This is a genomic window from Bradyrhizobium sp. SZCCHNR1015 (assembly GCF_032489875.1).
Lineage (GTDB): Bacteria > Pseudomonadota > Alphaproteobacteria > Rhizobiales > Xanthobacteraceae > Bradyrhizobium.
This window is the reverse complement of the sequence record NZ_JAUEYW010000005.1, coordinates 93,509-113,676: the sequence shown is the minus strand read 5'-3', so window position 1 is coordinate 113,676 and position 20,168 is coordinate 93,509. Positions and strand designations below refer to the sequence as shown.

Genomic DNA, 20,168 nt, shown 5'->3' with positions numbered 1-20,168 from the left:
TTTGCTTGGAGGTTGTGTGATCAGGCGCTGGCGCGGCGCGCGGTCAGCCATTGGCTCGGCGCCAGCGGCTTCGACACCACGCGGACCTCGCCGATGCTGCCGATGAAGCCATCGGACGGCGCGCGGTCCCACCAGCCGCAGCCGAGCGCCCAGGGCTGGGACGCTGCGACGCTCGCGATGCCGTTGCCGCCGATCACGCTGCGCACGACCGGCGCGCCCTCGATGTAGAGCACGGTGGAGTTATCGGTGGGGTCGTTGACGATGGCGAGGTGATACCAGGTGTCGAGCATGATCTCGCCGGACCAGTCGGTCTGCGGCTGCCTGGTCGAGCTCGACGGCACGATCTCCCACTGCACCTCGCGGAGGTTGGAGATCGCGAACAGGATCGGCGGCGATTCCGGGTCGCCGCCGGCATAGCCCGGCAGCCAGCCGCGGTTGCCGAAGCGGGTGAGTATGTTGCACCAGGCATGATCGGCCGCCTTCCAGTTCGGATCGATCTTGATGAAGGCCTCGACCGTGTAGCCGGATGCGAAGGTCGCGGCATTGATCGGCGCGTTGGCCGCCGTCGTGAACCAGCTGAAGCGGCCGGCGCCTTGCTTGGTGGTGTTGAGGAACTGAACGCTCCCCGGCGCTGACGACAGGCGGTGCTTGTCGGCGGTGAAGGCCACATCGGCGACCTCCGCGGCACCGGCGAGCGATGCGCGCTGCATTGGGTTGGCGGCGGTGAGGTCCGACAGCGCGGTGCCGGCGGCCACCGCCTTGCCGATCGCCGACGACGCGATCCGCCAATGCGCTGTTGTCTCGGCGATCAGCGGATAGTCCTGTTCGTTCGCGGGCGGCACCACCACCGGCTCCGGCGCCTCGGTGAAGTTGGCATAGAGATCCTGCTTCACCCGCGGCAGGATCGGCGTGCCGGCGAAGGCCGGCAGATGGCAGAAATTGGTGAAGCGTGAAAAACGCCGGCGGAAGTCGATGGCAATCGAGAACTCGTGGTTGTCCTCCGTCAGCCAGGCGCGGTCGAACTGCTTGAGACTGTCCTTCGGCTTCTCGACCACCCAAGGCGAGAACGAGGCGACGTCGATCTTGTTGGCCGTGAAGTCGAACTCGTAGAGCCGCATCAGGCCGTTGCCGCCCTGATAGGCCATCTGATAGTCGACCACCATCTGGTGCACGGGGTTATGGAAGTCGTTGATCTTCGTCAGCAGCGCGCCGCCATGATAGTGGCCGTTGAGCGTCATGAAGATCTGGTCGTTGCTGCGGATCAGCTTCTCCCAGAGGTATTGACCGTAGGCGACCTCGAGCGGGCTCGTGCCGTCATTGGCGATGTTGAGCAACTGGTGGTTGGCGAGGATGACCGGCAGCATCGGGTGCCGCGCGATCATGCTGCGCGCCCAGGCGACGGCGTCGTCCGAGGCACGCCACGACAGCGACAGCACCATGAAGCTGACGCCGCAGGCGTGGAACACATGCGCCTCGTGCCAGCCGCTCGGATGCCGCTCCAGGAAGGTCCGCTGCTTCGCCGCGCGGCTGGCCGGAAACCAGGACAGATACGGCTCCGATGAACCGCGCTGCGCATCGGTGCCCGCGCTCTGGCTCGCCGCGCTCTCGAACTCCAGCGCCGACAGCACGTCGTGATTGCCGGCCAGCACCGAATACGGCCGGCCGGCATTCTCCAGCAGCTTCATTGCGGCGTCGGCGACGGCCCATTGCTGCGGATGCCTGGACTGGTCGACGACGTCGCCGAGATGGATCGTGAATGGGATGTGATATTTCGCGGCGTTGTCGACAATGAACTGGGTCTGCGCCGGATAGGGCGTGCTGCCATATTGCCGCTGATAGGCCTGGCCTTCCTCGGAGGTCGCATAGCGCGAGTAGAACTGCGTATCGGGGAGGACGGCGAGCGCGAAGCTGGTGGTGACGTGGTGATGATGGTGGTGCATGCGCCAATGCGCGTGCGCGGCCTGGCCCGGCAACAGGCTGGTACCGAGGCCGAGCGCCGAGACGCCCATGGCATTGCGCAGCAGCGTGCGGCGGTCGACGCCCTGGGTTGCTTGCGGATCGCGCGACGGATGATTTGGTGCGGCCTGGCTGTCGTATGAATCGTCGTCGAAAGACATTCTCGTCCCCATCGCATGCGACCGATCGCGCTGCTGTCGCGCCGTGGTAGGGAGAGATGATCTCAAATTTGAGAAGGTTTCTTATCGTTTCCATGAGTGTTCGGTGCGGAGCGGGAAACGATTGATTCCACATGCTCAGTTCCGCAACTCTCAATAATGAGCTGCATTTCGTGCAATCAAGGCGGGCGCGCATGGTGCCTGGCGCGATCGGTTTTGAATCCTGTTTGCAGCATTTTGCGCAGCAATTTGCCGACGAGTTGTGCCGAGCTTTTCGAGAAAACTTGGTATCCCAGGCAAACCTCTTTCGAACAGACCGCTCGCTAGGTTGATCGCGACAAGGCCGCGCTAACCAAAGTCTCCGCGCCGCCGCAGCAACCGAGGTGACGGATGGCACTCGACAGCATGACGCTCGACATCGTAGCGACCATGGTCGCGGCGCTGCTTGGCGCCATGTTGCTGCACTTCGGACGGCAGGAGAACACGCCGGCGCTGCGCTGGTGGGGCGCGGCCTATGTCCTCGGCGCGGTCGCGATCGCGCTGTGGACGTTGATCGGCGAGCTCTATGGCGAGGTGGTGTCGCTGTTCCTGAGCTCGATCGGCCTGATCGCCACCGCCATGGTGTGGAACGCCGCGCGCGTGTTTCATGGCAAGCCGCCGAGCGTGCCCGGACTCGTGCTCGGCGCCATCGTCTGGATCGCCAGCGGCATGCTGCTCGATCCCTCGGCGCAGGCGCTGCGGCTGACGATCGGCGCCGCGATCGTCGTGATCTATGCCATGCTCACCGCGGCCGAGCTGTGGCAGGAGCGGCGGCGGTCTCTGCACAAGCGCTGGCCGGCGCTGATCGTGCCGGTGATGCACGGCTTCGTCCTGATGCTGCCGATCCTGCTCGGCAACATGCTGCGCGAGTCCGACGGCGCCTTCGCCGGGGCCTGGGTCACGATCTTCTCGATCGAGCTCGTGCTCTACGCTGTCGGCACCGTGTTCGTGATCTTCATGCTGGTGTCGGAGCGCATCGTCAGCGCCCACAAGCGCGCGGCGACCACCGACCCGCTGACGGGCCTGCTCAATCGGCGCGGCTTTGCCGAGTCCTGCGCGCAACTGATCGAGCGCGAGGCGCGCGAGCAGCGGCCGGTCAGCGTGCTGATCTTCGACATCGATCATTTCAAGTCGATCAACGACCGTTTCGGCCACGCCGAGGGCGATGAGGTCCTGAAGATCTTCGCAGACGTCGTGGTCAACAATCTGCGCCTCACCGATCTCTCGGGCCGGATCGGCGGCGAGGAGTTCGCGGCGCTTCTGCCCTGTTCCATCGAAGAAGCCATGGTCGCCGCCGAGCGTGTCCGCGAGGCGTTCGCGGCCTCCGGGGTGGTGCGCGAGGACCAGCCGGTGGACACCACCGTCAGCATCGGCGTCGCCGGCGGGCCGGGCGGGACCGAACTCGACGTGATGCTCGCGGCCGCCGATACCGCGCTCTACAAGGCCAAGCGCTCCGGTCGCAACCGGGTCGAAGCGTCGGAGGAGCTGCCGCTGTCGCTCGACCGCTACCGCCGCCAGCGCGCCGCCGCTTCTGCCAGCCTGCCGCAGTCGGAACAGGCGGTATTGTCGAGCTGAGGCGCGGCTTTCGCTCTCCCGAGGTCTGGGCTAGACAAGCGGTCCAACGCCAGGGGAGGCCGACAGACCATGATCACGGAAATCGCTCAGATCGACGTCAAGCCGGGCACGGAGAAGGATTTCGAGGCCGCCGTCGCGAAGGCGCGCGCTGCCTTCGGCCGCTCCAAGGGCTTTCACGGCTTCGAGCTGCACAAGTCGATCGAGAAGCCGCAACGCTACCGCCTGATGGTGAAGTGGGAGACGCTCGAGAGCCACACGGTCGATTTCCGTGGCTCGGAGAACTTCACCGAATGGCGCGGCCTGGTCGGGCAGTATTTCGCCAGCCCTCCGGATGTCGAGCACACCGAGACGGTGCTGACCTCGGCCGGCTGAGCAGCGCGTAGCCGCTGCTGCCGACGGAACGCCACCATGACGCATGACGATCTGGTCGAAGCCTACTCCGCGGCGGGACGGCACTACCATGATCTTCGCCACATCCAGGACTGCCTGGCCGAGCTCGCTCGCGTTGCCGACCTCAACGTCCGCGACCGCGAGATCCTGACGCTCGCGATCTGGTGGCACGACGTCGTGTATGATCCGACGCGGTCCGACAATGAGGAGCAGAGCGCCGTCCTTGCCGAGCGTCATGTCGCGGCCGATCTGCGCGACGAGGTCGGACGCCTGATCCGGCTGACCCGCACCCACGATGTCGCGCCCGGCGATCGGCTGGGCGCGCTGCTCGTCTCGATCGATCTCGCCATTCTCGGCAGCGACGAGGCCAGCTACGACGCCTATGCCGATGCGATCCGGCGCGAATATGCTGATGTGCCGGACGACGCCTACCGCGCCGGGCGCGCGGCGGTGCTGGAGCGCTTCGCAAGCCGCCCCGTGATCTATCCGGATGCGGGCTTTGCCGCCGCGCTCGACCGGAAGGCGCGGAGCAATCTCGCCCGCGAGCTGCGCGGCCTTCGATCCTAAGCGGATCAGCTCAGGCGTTTTTGAACGGCCGCATCAGCGCGGCAATGCAGCCTGCGCAGCATCGCATGAGCGAATGTGGCTTGTGTTTTGCCGTCGCGCGACATGCAATGAGATGACACGCGCGTCGCCATGGCGTGCTCTCATTTTCCGGAACTCCGTCATGCCGATCATCAACCGCGCCGCCGAGCTCGCCGAAGACGCCAAGATCTGGCGCCGCGACTTCCACCAGCATCCCGAACTGCTCTACGAGGTGCATCGGACGGCCGCGCGCGTTGCCGAGCTGTTGAGGTCGTTCGGCGTCGATGAGGTCGTCGCCGGTATCGGCAGGACCGGCGTGGTCGGCGTCATCCGCGGGCGCGAGCCGTCGCAGCGTGTCATCGGCCTGCGCGCCGACATGGATGCGCTGCCGCTGCAGGAGGTCGGCGACCTCCCGCACAAGTCCACCATTCCGGGCCGGATGCACGCCTGCGGCCATGACGGCCACACCGCGATGCTGCTGGGCGCGGCGCGCTATCTCGCCGAGACGCGCAACTTCGCCGGCACCGCCATCGTCATCTTTCAGCCGGCCGAGGAGGGCGGGGCCGGTGGCCGTGCGATGGTCGAGGACGGCCTGATGGAGCGCTTCGGCATCGAGGAGGTCTATGGCCTGCACAACGCGCCGGGTCTTCCGCTCGGGACCGTCGCGACGCGCACCGGCGCGGTGATGGCCGCCGCCGACACCTTCGAGGTGCGCCTGAAAGGCCTCGGCGGCCATGCCGCGCGGCCGAACAAATGCGTCGATCCGATCATCGCCGCCGCGCAGATCGTGACCGCGCTGCAGACGATCGTGGCGCGCAACGTCGATCCGGTCGAGAGCGCGGTGTTGTCGATCACGCGCTTCCACGCGGGGACGACTGCCGACAACATCATTCCGCAGACCGCGATCATCGGCGGCACCGTGCGCACGCTCGACGAGGACATCCGCCGTTTGATGGACGAGCGCTTCAAGGGCCTCGTGACGGCGCTCGCGAGCGGCATGGGCGTCGAGGCGGAGATCGATTACGAATGGGGGTATCCGGTCGTCATCAACCATGCGGAGCAGACCGCGTTCGCCGCCGACGTGGCGCGCAGCGTCGTCGGGCCGGATCAGGTCATCACCGACATGCCGCCCCGGCTCGGCGGCGAGGACTTCGCCTACATGCTGCAGGCTCGGCCCGGCGCGTTCGTCTTCATGGGCATCGGCGATGGCGCCGGCGTGCATCACCCCGAATATGATTTCAACGATGACGTGATCCCGCACGGCATCAGCTATTGGGCCAAGCTCGTCGAGACCGCGATGCCGGCGGGCTGAACCGCCGCAACCGATCTCTCAGATCGCGGCGGCGGCGTCCTCGGTGCGGTGGTCGCTCTTGAAATAATCGATCATGACCTTGGCGATCGCCATCAGCGGCAGCGCCAGGGTCAGGCCCCAGACGCCGAACACGATGCCGAGCAGGATCTGGAACGCGAACAGCGTGGCCGGCGGGATGTCCAGCGCCTGGCGCTGGATCAGCGGCGTCAGCACATAGCTCTCCATCGCGTGCACGCCGAGGAACAGCACGAAGGCGCTGACCGCAGCGACCCAGCCGGAGGCAAGGCTCGCCAGCACCACGATGACGCCGGCGATGATCGCGCCGACGGTTGGAATGAACGCCAGCAGGCCGGCCTGGATGCCCAGGATGAACGAGCTCTGCACGCCGATGATGGCAAGGCCGATCCAGGTGACCAGGAAGACCGCGAACATCGTCGTGATCTGGGCGATCAGCCAGCGCTCCAGCGTGTAGCTGATGCGGTCGACGATCACGGTGGCCTGGTCGCGGTACTTCGCCGGCGCCAGGAACAGCAATCCGCTGCGGTAGACCGCCGGCTGGGCCGCGAAGGCCAATCCTAAGAACAGCACGATGAAGAAGTTGCCGACGGCGCTGACGGTGCCGAGCAGCAGCTTGAAGGTCTGGCTGACGATGGCGCCGCCGGAGGAGGCCAGCGCGCTCGGCGAGGGCAGGCCGCCCGGCAGGCCATGGGACGGCGTCTGGGTCGGTGTGGTCGAGCCGCCATCAGGTGCGGCAGTGGCCGTGTTCGCAGCGTTGAAGTCGAAGAAGCTGGTGTCGATGCCGTTGCGGTCGAGGAAGCCCTTGATGTTGCCGAGCTGCGACTTGATCGTATCGCTCAGCACCTTGGCCTGCTCCGCGATGGTGGTGCCGCCCAGGAAGACGATGCCGACGAGCACGGCCGCGAGCGCCACGCAGACGATGACGAGCCGCGCCGGGTGCGGCCAGGGCAGCACGCGGCCGAGCAGGCTGGTCATCGCATTGAGCGCGACACCGAGCAGCATGCCGGAGAACAGCAGGAACAGCGCCGCAGCGTAATACCAGCTGAAGGCGAGCGCGGCCATGAACAGGATCACCCCGATGCCGCCCACGGCGATGGCCCAGGCCAGGTCGCTGCGGGCCTGGAGGCGCGGGTCGGCGGGGGCGGTCATGGGGCGTCCTCTGTGCTGATCGGCCCCACACATTGGCGAAAACGGCTGGCGGATCAAGCGCAGGCTTGGGATCGGGGTGCGGCGGGGCGCTTGCGGGGTTGTCCGGAATTGGCATTGGCGACCCGCGCCGCCATATGTTGATCCGGCTTTGCGACACAGGCATGATTTGTCGAGGCATGATCTGTGCCTCCGGGCTCATTGGAGATCGAGCCTGGGCTCCCAGGGAGAGAAACGAGGGCCATGAAGCGTCCGGTCGTCGGCGTGATCGGCAACAGCCATCGCGTCGAGAACAGGTTCACCGTACAGATGGTGGGCGAACGCAACCTGAGCGCCGTGGCCGAGGTCGCAGGCGCGCTGCCGCTGATGTTTGCCGGCGTTCCCGAGATCACCGACATCGCCGCGCTGCTCGATGTCGTCGATGGCGTGGTCCTGACCGGCGCCCGTGCCAACGTGCACCCGACCCGCTTCAACACCGAGCCCAGTCTCAAGCACGAGCCCTACGACATCCATCGCGACGAGGTCGCCCTGCAGTTGACGGAGGCTTGCGTCTCCCGAGGCATCCCGCTGTTCGGCATCTGCCGCGGCCTCCAGGAGATGAACGTCGCCTTCGGCGGCTCGCTGCATCCGGAGATCCGCGAGATTCCCGGCCGCATGAACCATCGCATGCCCCGGCTGGAGAATGGCGAGATCCATCCCGATCCGACCGTCATCTTCGCCGACCGCCACGAGGTGCGGCTGACCCCGGGCGGCGCCTTCGCCGGCATCCTCGGCTGCGAGAGCATCAAGGTGAATTCGCTGCACGGCCAGGGCATCCTCGAGCCGGGCGACCGCGTCGTCATCGAGGGCATCGCCGAGGACGGCACCATCGAGGCGATCCGTATCGCCGACGCGCCGAGCTTCGCATTGGGCGTGCAATGGCACGCCGAATACGATCCGCAGAAGAACCCGATCAACCGCAAGCTGTTCGAGGCGTTCGGGGATGCCGTGAGGAAGCGGCGGCAGTCGTCGTGACGTCGGCCTGAACCCGAGATGCGGCGAAACAGACCTAACGATGCCGGCCGCGTTGTTTCGCAGTCTCACAAGGGTTCATTGATGCGCCATGTCTTGACCACCGTCCTTGCGCTGGCTGTTGCCAGTCCTGCTTCTGCTCAGACCGCGCCGCCGACCGAAGGGCCGATCACCTGCGCGCTGCCCGCGGCCGCGACCGACACGGCGAAGAGCCTGAAGCAGCGCTATGGCAGTGAAGCCGTGATCGAGGATCTGCCGGGGGCGGAAGGGGAGACCTACAAGGGCCTCGTGCTGTTTCCCCGCGCGATGGACCGCCGCATCGAAGTCGCCTTCATCGAAGACAAGACCGCCACGGTGTCCGGACTGACCCTTCGCGACACCGCCAAGACCAGCCGCTGGACCGTGGCCGGCATTTCGATCGGCGCGAGCCTCGCTGCGGTCCAGAAGGCCAACGGCAAGCCTTTCGTCGTCGCGGGCTTCGGCTGGGACTATGGCGGCTATGTCACCGACTTCAAGAACGGCGCCCTCGGGCGCATGCTGCCGGGCGGCTGCTCGGTGACCGTGCGGTTCGGCACCGAGAAGGATACGCCGCGGGCGCTCTCCGGCGATGGCGTGAAGGTGTCGTCCGACAATCCGGCGCTGCTGAAGCTCGCGCCCGTGGTGACCGAGATCGGAGTCAATTTCGCTGCGAAGTAATCGGAGTCATCCCTCGGCGCCGGCTGAGACCGGTGATCGTCACCACCATTGATCGATCACAATGAGTGTCTGCCTCCGCTCGGCGGAAACCCGTACAGCCGCTGGGCGTTATCGGCGAGGACGCGGTTGCGGGCGGCGGCATCGGGCACCCAGTCGGCCAAGAGGTCGAGCAGCTCGCCGACGTTCATCATGTGGCCGCGGTGCGCGACGTGCGGCCAGTCGGAGCCCCAGACGCAGCGGTCGGGGGCGGCCGCGTGGAGGCGGCGGACGAAGGGGACCGTGTCGGCATAGGGCGGTCCGGCGACCGTGTTGCGGTAGGCGCCGGACAGCTTGACCCAGGCGCCGTCGCGCACCAGCGAGACCAGCGTCTGGAAGCCGGGATCGGCTGTCCCACGCGACACCGGGAAGTGGCCCCAGTGATCGATCACGATCGGCACCGCGAGCCCTTCCAGCCGCGGCGCCAGGGCCGGCAGGTCGGCGGCGTCGATCAGGAACTGCAGGTGCCAGCCGAGCTCGCGGGCAAGTGCTGCGTAGTCGTGCAGCTGATCGAAGCCGATGCCGCCGCCATAGAGAACATTGAGGCGCAAACCGACCACGCCGGCCTGCTGCAACGCCGCCAGCTCGCGGTCCGGCAGGCCGAGCGGGATCACCGCGATGCCGCGCAGCCGCTCGCGGTTGGCGCCCAGCGTCTCGACCATCAGGCTGTTGTCGGTGCCGTGGACGCTGACCTGGACCAGCACGCCATAGGTCATGCCGGTGGCATCGAGCATCGCCAGATAGGATGCCGCGGTGGCCTCCGGCGGCGTGTAGCTGCGCGCGGCCACGAAGGGATGGCGCGGCGGCAGCCCGATGACATGGGCGTGGGTGTCGACCGCGCCTGGCGGCACGATGAAGCGGGAGGCCCTGCGCGGATGCGGATCGGGCCCCGCGCAGGCGGGAGCCCGATCGGCGTCGGGTGCGATCTCACGCATCGGCGTGCAGCACCTTGCCGCGCGTCTCCGGCAGCGCATAGGCGGCGACGAAGAACAGCGCATAGGCGAACAGAGCGAACAGGCAGATCGCGGTGGCGAGCGAGGTCATCTGCGACAGGTAGCCGACCAGGAACGGAAACAGCGCGCCGATGCCGCGGCCGAAATTGTAGCAGAAGCCCTGGCCGGAGCCGCGCAAGCGCGTGGGATAGAGCTCGGTCAGGAACGCGCCCATGCCGGAGAAATAGCCCGAGGCGAAGAAGCCGAGCGGAAAGCCGAGCAGCCACAGCAGCTCGTTCGACAGCGGCAGCTGGGTGTAGGCGGCGACCACGACCATGGCGCCGAGCGAGAACACCAGGAACAGGTTGCGCCGGCCGAAACGATCCGCATACCAGGCGCCGACCAGATAGCCGATGAACGAGCCGATGATGAGCGCGGCGAGATAGCCGGTCGAGCTCACGATCGAGAGCTTGCGCTCGGTGGTGAGAAAGCGCGGCACCCAGAAGGTGATCGCGTAGTAGCCGCCCTGGCAGCCGGTCGCCACCAGCGAGGCGAGAATGGTGGTCTTCAGGATCGGCCCCTGGAAGATCTCCAGGATCGACGGGCGGTCGCCGGCGGCGGCGACCTTGGCGCGTGCGGCGGCCGCGACCTCCGGCTCCTTCACAAAGGCGCGCAGATACAGCACCAGCAGCGCCGGCAAGGCCCCGATCGCGAACATCCACCGCCACGCCTGATCGGCCGGCAGCAGCGAGAACAAGGCGGCTTGCGCCAGCACCGCGAGGCCCCAGCCGACGGCCCAGCCGGACTGCACGCTGCCGACGGCGCGGCCGCGATACTGGGCGCGAATGGTCTCGCCCATCAGCACCGCGCCGGCCGCCCATTCACCGCCGAAGCCGAGTCCGAGCAGGGCTCGCAGCACCAGCAATTGCTCGAAGTTCTGCGCGAACGCGCACAGCAGCGAGAACAGCGAGAACCAGATGATGGTGAACTGCAGCGTCCGGACGCGGCCGATGCGGTCGGCGAGATAGCCCGCCGCCCAGCCGCCGAAGGCCGAGGCGAGCAGCGTCACCGTGCCGGCGAGGCCCGCGGTGCCGGCGTCAACCTTCCACAGCGCGATGATCGTGCCGATCACCAGCGGGTAGATCATGAAGTCCATGCCGTCGAGCGCCCAGCCCGTGGCGCAGGCCCAGAAGGTGCGCCGTTCGGCCGTGGTCATGCCATTGTAGAAGCCGGTGAGGCTCGTATCCTCGATCGGCACCACCGTGTCTGCAGCTGTCGACATCCTCGCCTCCCATGCGCCGCTCTTGTTGAACGGTCGATCCGCGGCAGAGTTCGCTGAAAGATCCGGCGGTGTCTGTCAGAAAATCGTCAGGATCGGCGCTGCTGCGTGCAGCCTTGTCAGGAAATCACCGGCCGCCGCGCTGCATGCGGCGATAGCGGGCCGGACTCTCGCCGGTCACCGCCCGGAACGCGGCGCCGAAATGCGATTGCGAGGAGAAGCCGAGCGACAGCGCGATCTCGACGATCGGCAGATCGGAGGTCGAAAGCAGCCGGCGTGCGGCCAGCACGCGCTGCTCGACGACGAACCGATGCGGTGTCGTTCCGGTCGCCTGCTTGAAGCTGCGGAGGAAGGAGGACGGGCTCATCCCCGCCACCTCCGCCATCGCTGCCAGCGTGACCGGGGCGCCGGGATCGGCGCGCACGAACTCCGCGATGCGCGCCCGCACCCGGTCGTCCAGCGGCGGCGCCTGCTCCGGTCCGGTCGGGCGCTGCGTCGCGTAGCGGTCCGAGACGTGCAGCGCCAGCGTGTAGGCGAACTGCTCGGCGAGCAGTCGGCTCGGCCTGCCGCCATCGCCGCAGCTCTCGACCAGCCGCTTCGCCGCGGCTTCCAGCATCGGATCCTCGGTGTCCCAGGCCTGGTGCGTCAGCGTGACCGGCGCCGCGCAGCCGCGGGAGGCCGCGACCTCCTTCAGCAGGGCATCGCCGAGATACAGAATGAGCAGCGGGCCCGAGCGGACCTCCGGCACGGCATCGACCACCACGCTGCAGCCGGGCTGGCCGATCCGGAAACGCCCGGCGCTGACCGGCGCATCGCGCCGCACCTTGCCATCCTCGATCAGGACGTGACGCCGGACGTCATATAGCGTGATCGCCACCGTCGGGACCGGCAGCTCGCCATACTCGTAAAGATGCGGCCCGGTGACCTCGCTGACAGCCGCGGCAAACCCGGCCGTCGACCACAGGTCGATCAGCGCCGATTGCCGGCGTCCGGTGACGCGCTCGGCATGACGAAGGGGATTGAGCTGCATGGGGAGGGACGTCTGGCTGAATGGCTGATGTAGATTTTAGCGTTGTCTTGCCGGGCTGGCGACCTCCGGGCAGGCAGGGCGCGGCGTTCTCCAGCGTCGCGGGTCGACGTCGCCTCAAGGCCGCCTGATTATCGGCAAATATTATCCGGGTGATATTTGCTGTGCAGCGGTGGTAGCGTCGCACAGGAGTGAGGAGACGCCGTGCGCAATTCCATCGTTCTCTTGATGCTGCTTGCCGCGCCGGTATCGGCGCAGACGGCGCCTCCGGCCGACGGGCCGATCACCTGCACCTCCCCGGTGTCGGTCGGCGATTCCGCCAAGAGTCTGATGCAGCGCTATGGCGGGGAGGCGGTGGTCGCGGAGGATCTCTACACTGGCGTGGAGGACATCACGTATCGAGGCGTGGCCCTGTTGCCGCAATCTCCGGACTGGCGCATCGACGTGTTCTTCGCGGATGATGCGATGACCCGCGTTGCACGATTGACGGTGCGAGATGCCAAGACCAGTCACTGGAACGTGGCTGGGGTGACGATCGGTTCGACATTGGCACAGGTTCAGAAGATCAACGGCAAGCCCTTTCTCGTCACCGGGATCGACTCGGATTTCAGCGGTTTCGTCATCAACTGGAAGGGCGGCGTGCTAGGTCGTCCGCTGGCGGGCGGATGCGAAATCGTGGTGCGCTTCGGGCAGGGCAAGGACGTCAGAGGCGCGCCCGATGGCGATCCGGTTGCATCCGACAACGCCACGATGCGTAAATGGGGACCGGTGGTCGAGCAGATCGAGGTTCGCTTCCCCGAGAAATAGCAGCTGCTGCGTTAACGAGCGGGCCTCATGGTTCGAGACGGCGCGCATCTGCCAACAGCGCTTTCACCGGATGACCTGCGCGCGCCTCCTCACCATGAGGAGATGCATCTGACACCACGCGAGATCTCCCACCTTGCGTCTTCTGCGCGAGCTCCATCTCCTTATCCTGAGGAGCTTGGCGAAGCCAAGCGTCTCGAAGGACGAGGCCCGTGATCTTTTTTCAACAAACAACGCGCCATTTAACAAAAAGGCGCCCCGCGAGGGGGCGCCTTCGTGATCCGCCGATCGTGTCGGGCGATCAGCCCGAGTAGTACATGTCGAACTCGACCGGGTGCGGGGTCATTTCGAAGCGCTCGACTTCGGTCATCTTCAGCGCGATGTAGCTGTCGATGAAGTCGTCGTCGAACACGCCGCCGGCCTTCAGGAAGGCGCGGTCCTTGTCGAGGTTCTCGAGCGCCTCGCGGAGCGAGCCGCAGACGGTCGGGATCTGCTTCAGCTCTTCCTTCGGCAGGTCGTAGAGGTCCTTGTCCATCGCCGGGCCCGGATCGAGCTTGTTCTTCACGCCGTCGAGGCCGGCCATCAGCATCGCGGCGAAGCCGAGATAGGGGTTGGCGAGCGGATCGGGGAAGCGGACCTCGACGCGCTTGGCCTTCGGCGAGGAGGTGTAGGGGATGCGGCACGAGGCCGAGCGGTTGCGCGCGGAGTAGGCGAGCAGCACCGGCGCCTCATAGCCCGGGACCAGACGCTTGTAGGAGTTGGTCGACGGGTTGGTGAAGGCGTTGATCGCCTTGGCGTGCTTGATGATGCCGGCGATGTAGGACAGGCAGGTCTCCGACAGGTCGGAATACTTGTTGCCTGCGAACACCGGCTTGCCGTCCTTCCAGATCGACTGGTGGACGTGCATGCCCGAGCCGTTGTCACCATAGACCGGCTTCGGCATGAAGGTGGCGGTCTTGCCGTAGATGTGCGCGACCTGGTGGATGCAGTACTTGTAGATCTGCATCTGGTCGGCCATCAGGGTCAGCGTGTCGAACTTCATGCCGAGCTCGTGCTGGGCGGAAGCGACCTCGTGATGGTGCTTCTCGACCTTGACGCCCATGCGCGCCATCGCGCCGAGCATCTCCGAGCGCATGTCCTGCACCGAGTCCTGCGGCGGCACCGGGAAATAGCCGGCCTTGGTGCGGATGCGATGGCCGAGATTGCCGCCCTCATACTCGGTGTCCGAGTTGATCGGCAGCTCGGAGGAGTCGAGGCGGAAGCCGGTGTTGTAGGGCGAGGAGCTGTAGCGGACGTCGTCGAACACGAAGAACTCGGCTTCGGGACCGACGAACACGCTGTCGCCCACGCCCATCGACTTCACCATCGCCTCGGCCTTCTTGGCGATGCCGCGCGGGTCGCGATTGTACGGCTCGCCGGTGGTCGGCTCGAGCACGTCGCAGGTGATGATCATGGTGGTTTCGGCGAAGAACGGATCGATCGTCGCGGTCACCGGGTCGGGCATCAGGCACATGTCGGATTCATTGATCGCCTTCCAGCCGGCGATCGAGGAGCCGTCGAACATGGTGCCTTCGGCAAAAATGTCTTCGTCGATCATGCTGACGTCGAAGGTGACGTGCTGCCACTTGCCCCGCGGGTCGGTGAAGCGGAGGTCGACATATTTGACGTCGTTGTCCTTGATTGCTTTCAAGACGTCCTTGGCGGTCTTCATGAATACCCCTCTTGGCTTATAACGTCACGGCCCGGCGCGGGACGGCGTCCGCGGGTCATGCTCCATTAGCCTCGCGCGGGGACCAAGACAATATCGGAAACGCCAAAACGGCCGCGTGCAAGCGCCTCGCAGAGGACGCCTGAGCTGCCGTGAGGGCTGCTGGCGCAGCAAACGTTCTGTGCAGGGCCCGGAGCGGACGGTCCGTTCCAGGCCCCGGGTCAGGCTAGATCGCGTCCAGACCGGATTCGCCGGTTCGGATGCGGATCGCTTCCTCGATGTTGGACACGAAGATCTTGCCGTCGCCGATGCGGCCGGTCTGGGCGGCGCGGCGGATCGCCTCGATCGCACGCTCGACCAGGTCGTCGCCGATCACGATCTCGATCTTCACCTTGGGCAGGAAATCGACGATGTATTCGGCGCCCCGGTACAGCTCGGCATGACCCTTCTGCCGGCCAAAACCCTTGGCTTCGGTGACGGTGATGCCCTGAAGTCCCACTTCCTGAAGCGCCTCCTTCACCTCGTCGAGCTTGAACGGCTTGATGATGGCTTCGATCTTCTTCACTGAGCGCCTCCCGGGCATTCCGCTAAAAACAACAGGTGGGTCATCGTCAGGCTGCGCCCACGCGCAGGTCGTTCGATCATTTCGCTACCGGGCCCGACACTCTCCGGCGGAGGCCCGGTGATTGACTGCCCGACTTGCCCCGTGCCGAAGTGGCTCCACAAAAGCAGGGTCTATGCCAAGTCGTTAACGGGCCCAAATAGGGCCGATAATCAGGCATTTCACGAGCGCCCTGACGATTCCCTCAAGGAACGTCTAGAATACCGGAGCCTTGAGATTAGGCAAACAGATCAAACGTTGTGCAGACGTCGACGATCCAGACGCGCGCTGTCCGAAATGCCCAGGGAAAAGGCGACATGCCGGGTTTCGTCGCGTCTTGCCAGACGCGCAGCGCCCTTGGAAGTTGCGGGCCGGCGCGGCAATAGGAAGCGCGGGATTCGCGCGCGCCGGCTCCTCGGGACGGGGCGCCGACGCCCGCTGAGACGCGATGGGGACGATATCACGCAGCCGGCGCTAGACGGCGGCTGGGGACGAGAGCGGCGATGGAAATCTTGACCACGAGCGAAATGGAGCGCGCCGACCGGCTGACGATCGCAGCCGGCACGCCGGGCTTTTCGCTGATGCTGAGCGCCGGCCAGGCAGTGGCCGAGGCGGCCATGGACCTGGTCGAGACCGGGCCGATCGTGGTGGTCTGCGGGCCGGGCAACAATGGCGGCGACGGCTTCGTTGCCGCGGCCGAACTCGCCGCGCAGGGCAGGGACGTCTCGGTCATCCTGATGTGCGAGCGCGACGCGTTGCACGGCGACGCGGCCTCCGCCGCCAAGGGCTGGAAGTTTCCGGTGCTGCCGTTCACGCCGCAGGCGATCGGCAGGCCGGCGCTGATCATCGACGCGCTGTTCGGCGCCGGCCTCAGCCGGCCCGTCACCGGCGAGCCTCATGACGTCATCGCAGCGATCAACGGCAATGGCGCGCCGGTGCTCGCGGTCGACCTGCCGAGCGGCATCAACGGCACCACGGGCGCGGTGATGGGCATCGCAGTCCGCGCCACCGAGACGGTGACCTTCTTCCGCAAGAAGCCGGCGCATCTGCTGCTGCCGGGCCGCCAGCATTGCGGGCGCGTCCGGCTCGCCGACATCGGCATCGCTCCCCAGGTGCTCGCGGAGATCAGGCCGCAGGCCTTCGAGAACGATCCCGAGCTGTGGCAGGGCCATTTTCCGGTGCCACGCATCGACGGCCACAAATACGCCCGCGGGCACGTGCTGGCGATGTCCGGCGACGTCACCGCCACGGGCGCGGCGCGGATGGCCGCGCGGGCCGCGTTGCGGGCCGGCGCCGGCCTCGTCACGCTGGCCTCGCCGCGCGATGCGCTGGCGGTCAATGCCGCGGCGCTGACGGCGGTGATGGTGCGCGCCGCCGACACCGCGATCGCGTTCGGCGAATTGCTCGGCGACAAGCGCTACAACACCTGCATCATCGGGCCCGGCACCGGCGTCAGCGAGCGCACGCGCGACCTCGTCTACACCGCGCTCACGGCGCAGCGTCACCTCGTGCTCGATGCCGACGCGTTGACGAGCTTCGCCGATGCGCCGGAGCGGCTGTTCGAGCAGCTCAGGGCGATGGCCGAGGCGCAGATCGTGCTGACGCCGCACGAGGGCGAATTCCCCCGGCTGTTCTCCGATCTCAGCAACAAGCATCCCGGCCGCTCCAAGCTGGAGCGCGTCCGCGCGGCAGCGGTGCGCTGCGGCGCCGTGGTGCTGTTGAAGGGCGCCGACACGACGGTGGCCGCGCCCGACGGCCGCGCCGCAATCGCCGCCAACGCACCGCCCTGGCTCGCCACCGCCGGCGCCGGCGACGTGCTCGCCGGCATCATCGCCGGCATGCTGGCGCAGGGTGTGCCGGCGTTCGAGGCCGCCTGCATCGGCGTCTGGATGCATGGCGAGGCGGGCAACGAGGCGGGGCCGGGGCTGATTGCCGAGGACCTGACGGAGACGCTGCCCGCGGTGTTCCGGCGGCTCTATGACCGGTTCGGGATCGAGTATTGAGCAGGGCGAGCCGTCGCCCGGCAGACACTGTCATGCCCGCCACCGGGTCTCGCCTTTGGCGAGCCCGATGACAGGCTCCAGCGGGCATCCAGTACGCCGCGGCCCATCGAGTCAATCACGGCCGACTCGGCGTACGGGTTCGCTCGGTCAACCCGGGCTATGACAGTTGTGGTTGCGGTGACGTCGGACCGTCTAGCTAACGCTGGTCGGCTCACGTGACCTGATACTTCGCCACCGCGCTCTCGTTCCACGCGAGCCCGAGGCCCGGGCCCTTCGCCGTCACCTTGCCGTCAATCACCTGCAGCGGCTCGGCGAGAATTGCGCCGGCGAAGTCCAGCACCTCCAGCCAGTGTGCCGTCGGCGTCACCGCCAGGACATGCGCGCTCGCCTCGGGCAGGATGTGGCTCGACATCGGGATCGAGGCGGCATCGGCCTGACCTGCGACGTTGAGCCAGCCGGTGATGCCGCCGACCTTCATCAGGTCGGGCATGATGAAGTCGGACGCGCCGGCCGCGATTGCCTCGGCAAAGCCGCGCGGAAACCACCAGTTCTCGCCGGCCTGGATCGGGATCTCCGACCGCTCGCGCACCCGGGCATGGCCGGAGAGATTCTCCTGCGGCACCGGCTCCTCGATCCAGGTCAGGTCGTAGTCCGCAAGGCGCGTGAGTCTGCGCGTGGCTTCCGGGGGATCGAGCGACTGGTTGAAGTCGAGCATCAGCGCCATGTCCGGGCCGAGCAGGGCGCGCAGGCCCTTGATCATCGCTTCGTCGGTCGCGAGATCGCCATGACCGCCCTTGGTCTTGATGGCGCGGAAGCCGTGCTCGTCGCGCGCGGCGCGTAAGATGCGCTCGTCGTCCTTCGCATCGAGCACGCCATAGCTGTCATAGGCCGGAATCGGCCGCGCCGTGCCGCCGAGCAGCTCGACGACGGGCTTGCCGGCGAGCTGACCGAGCGCGTCCCAGAACGCCATGTCGAGGCCCGAGACGGCCATGCCGACGAGGCCCTGCCAGCCGAGCAGGCGGAATTTGGCGTCCATGAGTTTCTTCAGGTCGAACGGGACCAGGGCCTGGCCATTTAGCTCGCGGCCGATCTCCTCGACCAGATGCAGTAGCGGTTTCAACGCGATCCTGGTGTAAGCGAACAGGTAGGAGTGGCCGGTAACCCCCTGATCGGTGGCGACGTTGATCAGCACCAGCGGTCCGGAGTCGATGATGCCGAACGCGTTGCGCAAGGGGCGCTTCATGGGCGTGATCACGGCGCGCGCCGTGACCCCGGTGATGGCAGCGATGGTCATGGGGACTGTTCCCTCAGGTTCGTTTCCTCACCGGATCTCATACCATCGCAGCAGGCGCGGCGCTGCCCAGCTGGTCGCCATGCTCTCGACCAGGAACCGGCCGGACTGCTCGGCAAGGAACGCAATGCGCTGGGTCTGGCCGGCCTCCAGTGCCAGCGTGTCGAGCCAATAGGGCTTCCAGCCGTCGTCGAGCTGGTCGAGCAGCCGGAACGGCTGGCCGTGCAAATGGACCACACGGGAGGCGGCGGTCTTGTTGGTAAGAGCCAGCACGACCACCCGGCCGGCCTTCGCCTGCAAGGCGGGTTCGGCGGTGGCGCTGAACTGGGCGGGTGGTCGCCACTCGGCGCCGTCGAGCGCGAGTTCGGCCCGAACGGCCGTCTTGAGGTCCAGTCTGTCCGGCAAACCGTTCGACGGCAAAGCCTGCGCCGGCGGCAGTGGGGCGGCACGGAGCGGCGGCTCGCTGGACGCCATCAGCCGGGCGAGGGGACGCGGATTGCTGCCGTCGTGCAGCAGCACGGCCAGCGCCGTCCTGGCCGCGGGCATGTCGATGAAGACGTCGGTCCGGCCGCCGGGCGGCAGCACTACCGCGCCGTTTCGCGCCAGGAAAGGCTCGGCCGGCTGGCCGTCGATGGCCATCACGCGGACGGCGTCGAGGTCGGCGATTTTGATCGCGATCACAGCGCGTTGACAGCCATTGATGAACCGCAGCCTGACCCGCGCATGGGTCCGCAGCGCGATCTCGGGCTGGGTCTGCCCATTGACGGTGTAGAGGAGCTCGGCGTCCGTCGCCTCGGTTCCCGGCGCAACCGCGGTGCCGTCGGCCTTGAGCCTGAAGTCCTCGATCAGGAAAACCTCGTCGCGGTCGACAGTTACCGTCGCGGCCTCATCGACGATGACAGGCAGCGGGCGGATCGCCACGACGTCGGCCAGCAGCCGCAGGTCGAGCAGGCCGGTCCCGGCCCGCGACGCCAGGGCTGGAATGGTGGCCCGGCCGCCGGGGCCGATCTCCGCCTGCGCCAGCAGCGGGGCGGGCAAAGCGAGGCCGCGGCTGGACAGCGCGGCGGGGATCGTAAGGCCATTCGAAAGGTCGAGATCCAGCGCCGTGCCGCGGGCAAGCCGGACCACCGGGGCCGGTGCTGCCAGCCGCCAGAGGGGGCTGGCCGCGCGTCCCTGGGCCAGCACGAGAGATTCGCCGCGAGCGTTCAACGAAACCGAGATTCGGCGAGCGGCCCGCGCCGGGCGGGCAAACGAGGCCGCGCCGGCTGCCGCGAGGCCGCCGAGCAGGGCGCGGCGGCTGAGCCCCTCCGACGATTCCGTCATGCGACAAAACATCGTGCAATGAGGGGGATGCGGATCATGCTGTTTTCCCTTATCTGTGCGTTCGACACGGTCGATCGGCCTGCCGGTGGTGCTTTCGACAGCCCATTTTTTTGCTGCGGACGGTTTCGTGCGTGGTATAAGCCGCGCCGCCCGCGGCACCGCGGCCGGGCTATCGATGCAGTTCACGCGGGCGTGGCGGAACTGGTAGACGCGCTGGATTTAGGTTCCAGTGACGAAAGTTGTGGGGGTTCGAGTCCCTCCGCCCGCACCAAGCGCTT

General features: G+C 67.0%; 18 protein-coding genes and 1 tRNA gene. 9 read left to right on the top strand and 10 right to left on the bottom strand.

Going from position 1 to position 20,168, the window contains the following annotated elements:
* Nucleotides 1-20: 20 nt before the first annotated feature.
* Nucleotides 21-2,117, bottom strand: a complete 2,097-nt coding sequence (locus QX128_RS10570) for a LamG-like jellyroll fold domain-containing protein (protein ID WP_316237410.1) — start codon at nucleotides 2,115-2,117, stop codon at nucleotides 21-23.
* 387 nt (nucleotides 2,118-2,504) lie between these two features.
* On the opposite strand from QX128_RS10570, the gene QX128_RS10565 reads away from it, so the two are divergent.
* The 3 genes from QX128_RS10565 (at nucleotide 2,505) to QX128_RS10555 (ending at nucleotide 4,685) form a co-directional block, all read left to right on the top strand.
* Nucleotides 2,505-3,728, top strand: coding sequence for a GGDEF domain-containing protein (locus tag QX128_RS10565; protein ID WP_316237409.1), 1,224 nt, complete (start codon nucleotides 2,505-2,507; stop codon nucleotides 3,726-3,728).
* Nucleotides 3,729-3,797: 69 nt separating this feature from the next.
* Nucleotides 3,798-4,100, top strand: coding sequence for an antibiotic biosynthesis monooxygenase family protein (locus QX128_RS10560; protein WP_315799676.1), 303 nt, complete (start codon nucleotides 3,798-3,800; stop codon nucleotides 4,098-4,100).
* Nucleotides 4,101-4,136: 36 nt separating this feature from the next.
* Nucleotides 4,137-4,685, top strand: coding sequence for a phosphohydrolase (locus tag QX128_RS10555; protein ID WP_315799677.1), 549 nt, complete (start codon nucleotides 4,137-4,139; stop codon nucleotides 4,683-4,685).
* A gap of 5 nt (nucleotides 4,686-4,690) precedes the next feature.
* Here QX128_RS10555 and QX128_RS10550 read toward each other — a convergent pair whose 3' ends face one another.
* Nucleotides 4,691-4,816 carry a hypothetical protein gene (locus QX128_RS10550; protein WP_316237408.1) on the bottom strand — a complete coding sequence of 42 codons (126 nt, stop codon included), beginning with the start codon at nucleotides 4,814-4,816 and terminating at the stop codon, nucleotides 4,691-4,693.
* 29 nt (nucleotides 4,817-4,845) lie between these two features.
* Between QX128_RS10550 and QX128_RS10545 the strand changes: the two genes are divergently transcribed.
* Complete coding sequence (locus tag QX128_RS10545; RefSeq protein ID WP_316237407.1) at nucleotides 4,846-6,015, top strand: M20 aminoacylase family protein; 1,170 nt, start codon at nucleotides 4,846-4,848, stop codon at nucleotides 6,013-6,015.
* A gap of 18 nt (nucleotides 6,016-6,033) precedes the next feature.
* Here QX128_RS10545 and QX128_RS10540 read toward each other — a convergent pair whose 3' ends face one another.
* Nucleotides 6,034-7,182 carry an AI-2E family transporter gene (locus QX128_RS10540; protein ID WP_315799679.1) on the bottom strand — a complete coding sequence of 383 codons (1,149 nt, stop codon included), beginning with the start codon at nucleotides 7,180-7,182 and terminating at the stop codon, nucleotides 6,034-6,036.
* A gap of 240 nt (nucleotides 7,183-7,422) precedes the next feature.
* On the opposite strand from QX128_RS10540, the gene QX128_RS10535 reads away from it, so the two are divergent.
* Both QX128_RS10535 and QX128_RS10530 read left to right on the top strand, forming a co-directional pair.
* Nucleotides 7,423-8,193 (top strand): gamma-glutamyl-gamma-aminobutyrate hydrolase family protein, encoded by a 771-nt coding sequence (locus QX128_RS10535; RefSeq protein ID WP_315799680.1) that lies wholly within the window; start codon nucleotides 7,423-7,425, stop codon nucleotides 8,191-8,193.
* Nucleotides 8,194-8,274: 81 nt separating this feature from the next.
* On the top strand, nucleotides 8,275-8,886 hold the full coding sequence (locus QX128_RS10530; RefSeq protein ID WP_315799681.1) for a hypothetical protein: 612 nt from the start codon (nucleotides 8,275-8,277) through the stop codon (nucleotides 8,884-8,886).
* 56 nt (nucleotides 8,887-8,942) lie between these two features.
* On the opposite strand, the gene QX128_RS10525 is transcribed toward QX128_RS10530, so the two are convergent.
* The 3 genes from QX128_RS10525 to QX128_RS10515 form a co-directional block, all read right to left on the bottom strand.
* On the bottom strand, nucleotides 8,943-9,857 hold the full coding sequence (locus tag QX128_RS10525; RefSeq protein WP_316237406.1) for an amidohydrolase family protein: 915 nt from the start codon (nucleotides 9,855-9,857) through the stop codon (nucleotides 8,943-8,945).
* Nucleotides 9,850-11,136 carry an MFS transporter gene (locus tag QX128_RS10520; protein ID WP_315799683.1) on the bottom strand — a complete coding sequence of 429 codons (1,287 nt, stop codon included), beginning with the start codon at nucleotides 11,134-11,136 and terminating at the stop codon, nucleotides 9,850-9,852. The genes QX128_RS10525 and QX128_RS10520 overlap by 8 nt, the downstream gene beginning before the upstream one ends.
* 124 nt (nucleotides 11,137-11,260) lie before the next feature.
* Nucleotides 11,261-12,163, bottom strand: a complete 903-nt coding sequence (locus QX128_RS10515; protein ID WP_316237405.1) for an AraC family transcriptional regulator — start codon at nucleotides 12,161-12,163, stop codon at nucleotides 11,261-11,263.
* 201 nt (nucleotides 12,164-12,364) lie between these two features.
* Between QX128_RS10515 and QX128_RS10510 the strand changes: the two genes are divergently transcribed.
* On the top strand, nucleotides 12,365-12,967 hold the full coding sequence (locus tag QX128_RS10510) for a hypothetical protein (RefSeq protein ID WP_315779418.1): 603 nt from the start codon (nucleotides 12,365-12,367) through the stop codon (nucleotides 12,965-12,967).
* A 298-nt stretch (nucleotides 12,968-13,265) separates the two neighbouring features.
* Here QX128_RS10510 and glnA read toward each other — a convergent pair whose 3' ends face one another.
* Nucleotides 13,266-14,675 (bottom strand): type I glutamate--ammonia ligase, encoded by a 1,410-nt coding sequence (gene glnA / locus QX128_RS10505; RefSeq protein WP_316237404.1) that lies wholly within the window; start codon nucleotides 14,673-14,675, stop codon nucleotides 13,266-13,268.
* A 223-nt stretch (nucleotides 14,676-14,898) separates the two neighbouring features.
* A complete protein-coding gene (locus QX128_RS10500) occupies nucleotides 14,899-15,237 on the bottom strand; it encodes a P-II family nitrogen regulator (protein ID WP_009027873.1) in 339 nt (112 codons plus the stop codon).
* A gap of 539 nt (nucleotides 15,238-15,776) precedes the next feature.
* Here QX128_RS10500 and QX128_RS10495 point away from each other — a divergent pair.
* A complete protein-coding gene (locus tag QX128_RS10495; RefSeq protein WP_315799686.1) occupies nucleotides 15,777-17,276 on the top strand; it encodes an NAD(P)H-hydrate dehydratase in 1,500 nt (499 codons plus the stop codon).
* Nucleotides 17,277-17,487: 211 nt separating this feature from the next.
* Here the strand turns inward: QX128_RS10495 and QX128_RS10490 are convergent, their stop codons facing one another.
* Both QX128_RS10490 and QX128_RS10485 read right to left on the bottom strand, forming a co-directional pair.
* A complete protein-coding gene (locus QX128_RS10490) occupies nucleotides 17,488-18,570 on the bottom strand; it encodes an enolase C-terminal domain-like protein (protein WP_316237403.1) in 1,083 nt (360 codons plus the stop codon).
* Nucleotides 18,571-18,597: 27 nt separating this feature from the next.
* Nucleotides 18,598-19,902: a multicopper oxidase domain-containing protein gene (locus QX128_RS10485; RefSeq protein ID WP_316237505.1), complete on the bottom strand. Its 1,305-nt coding sequence runs from the start codon at nucleotides 19,900-19,902 to the stop codon at nucleotides 18,598-18,600.
* Nucleotides 19,903-20,076: 174 nt separating this feature from the next.
* Here QX128_RS10485 and QX128_RS10480 point away from each other — a divergent pair.
* Nucleotides 20,077-20,161 (top strand) — tRNA-Leu (locus tag QX128_RS10480).
* Nucleotides 20,162-20,168 lie beyond the last annotated feature (7 nt).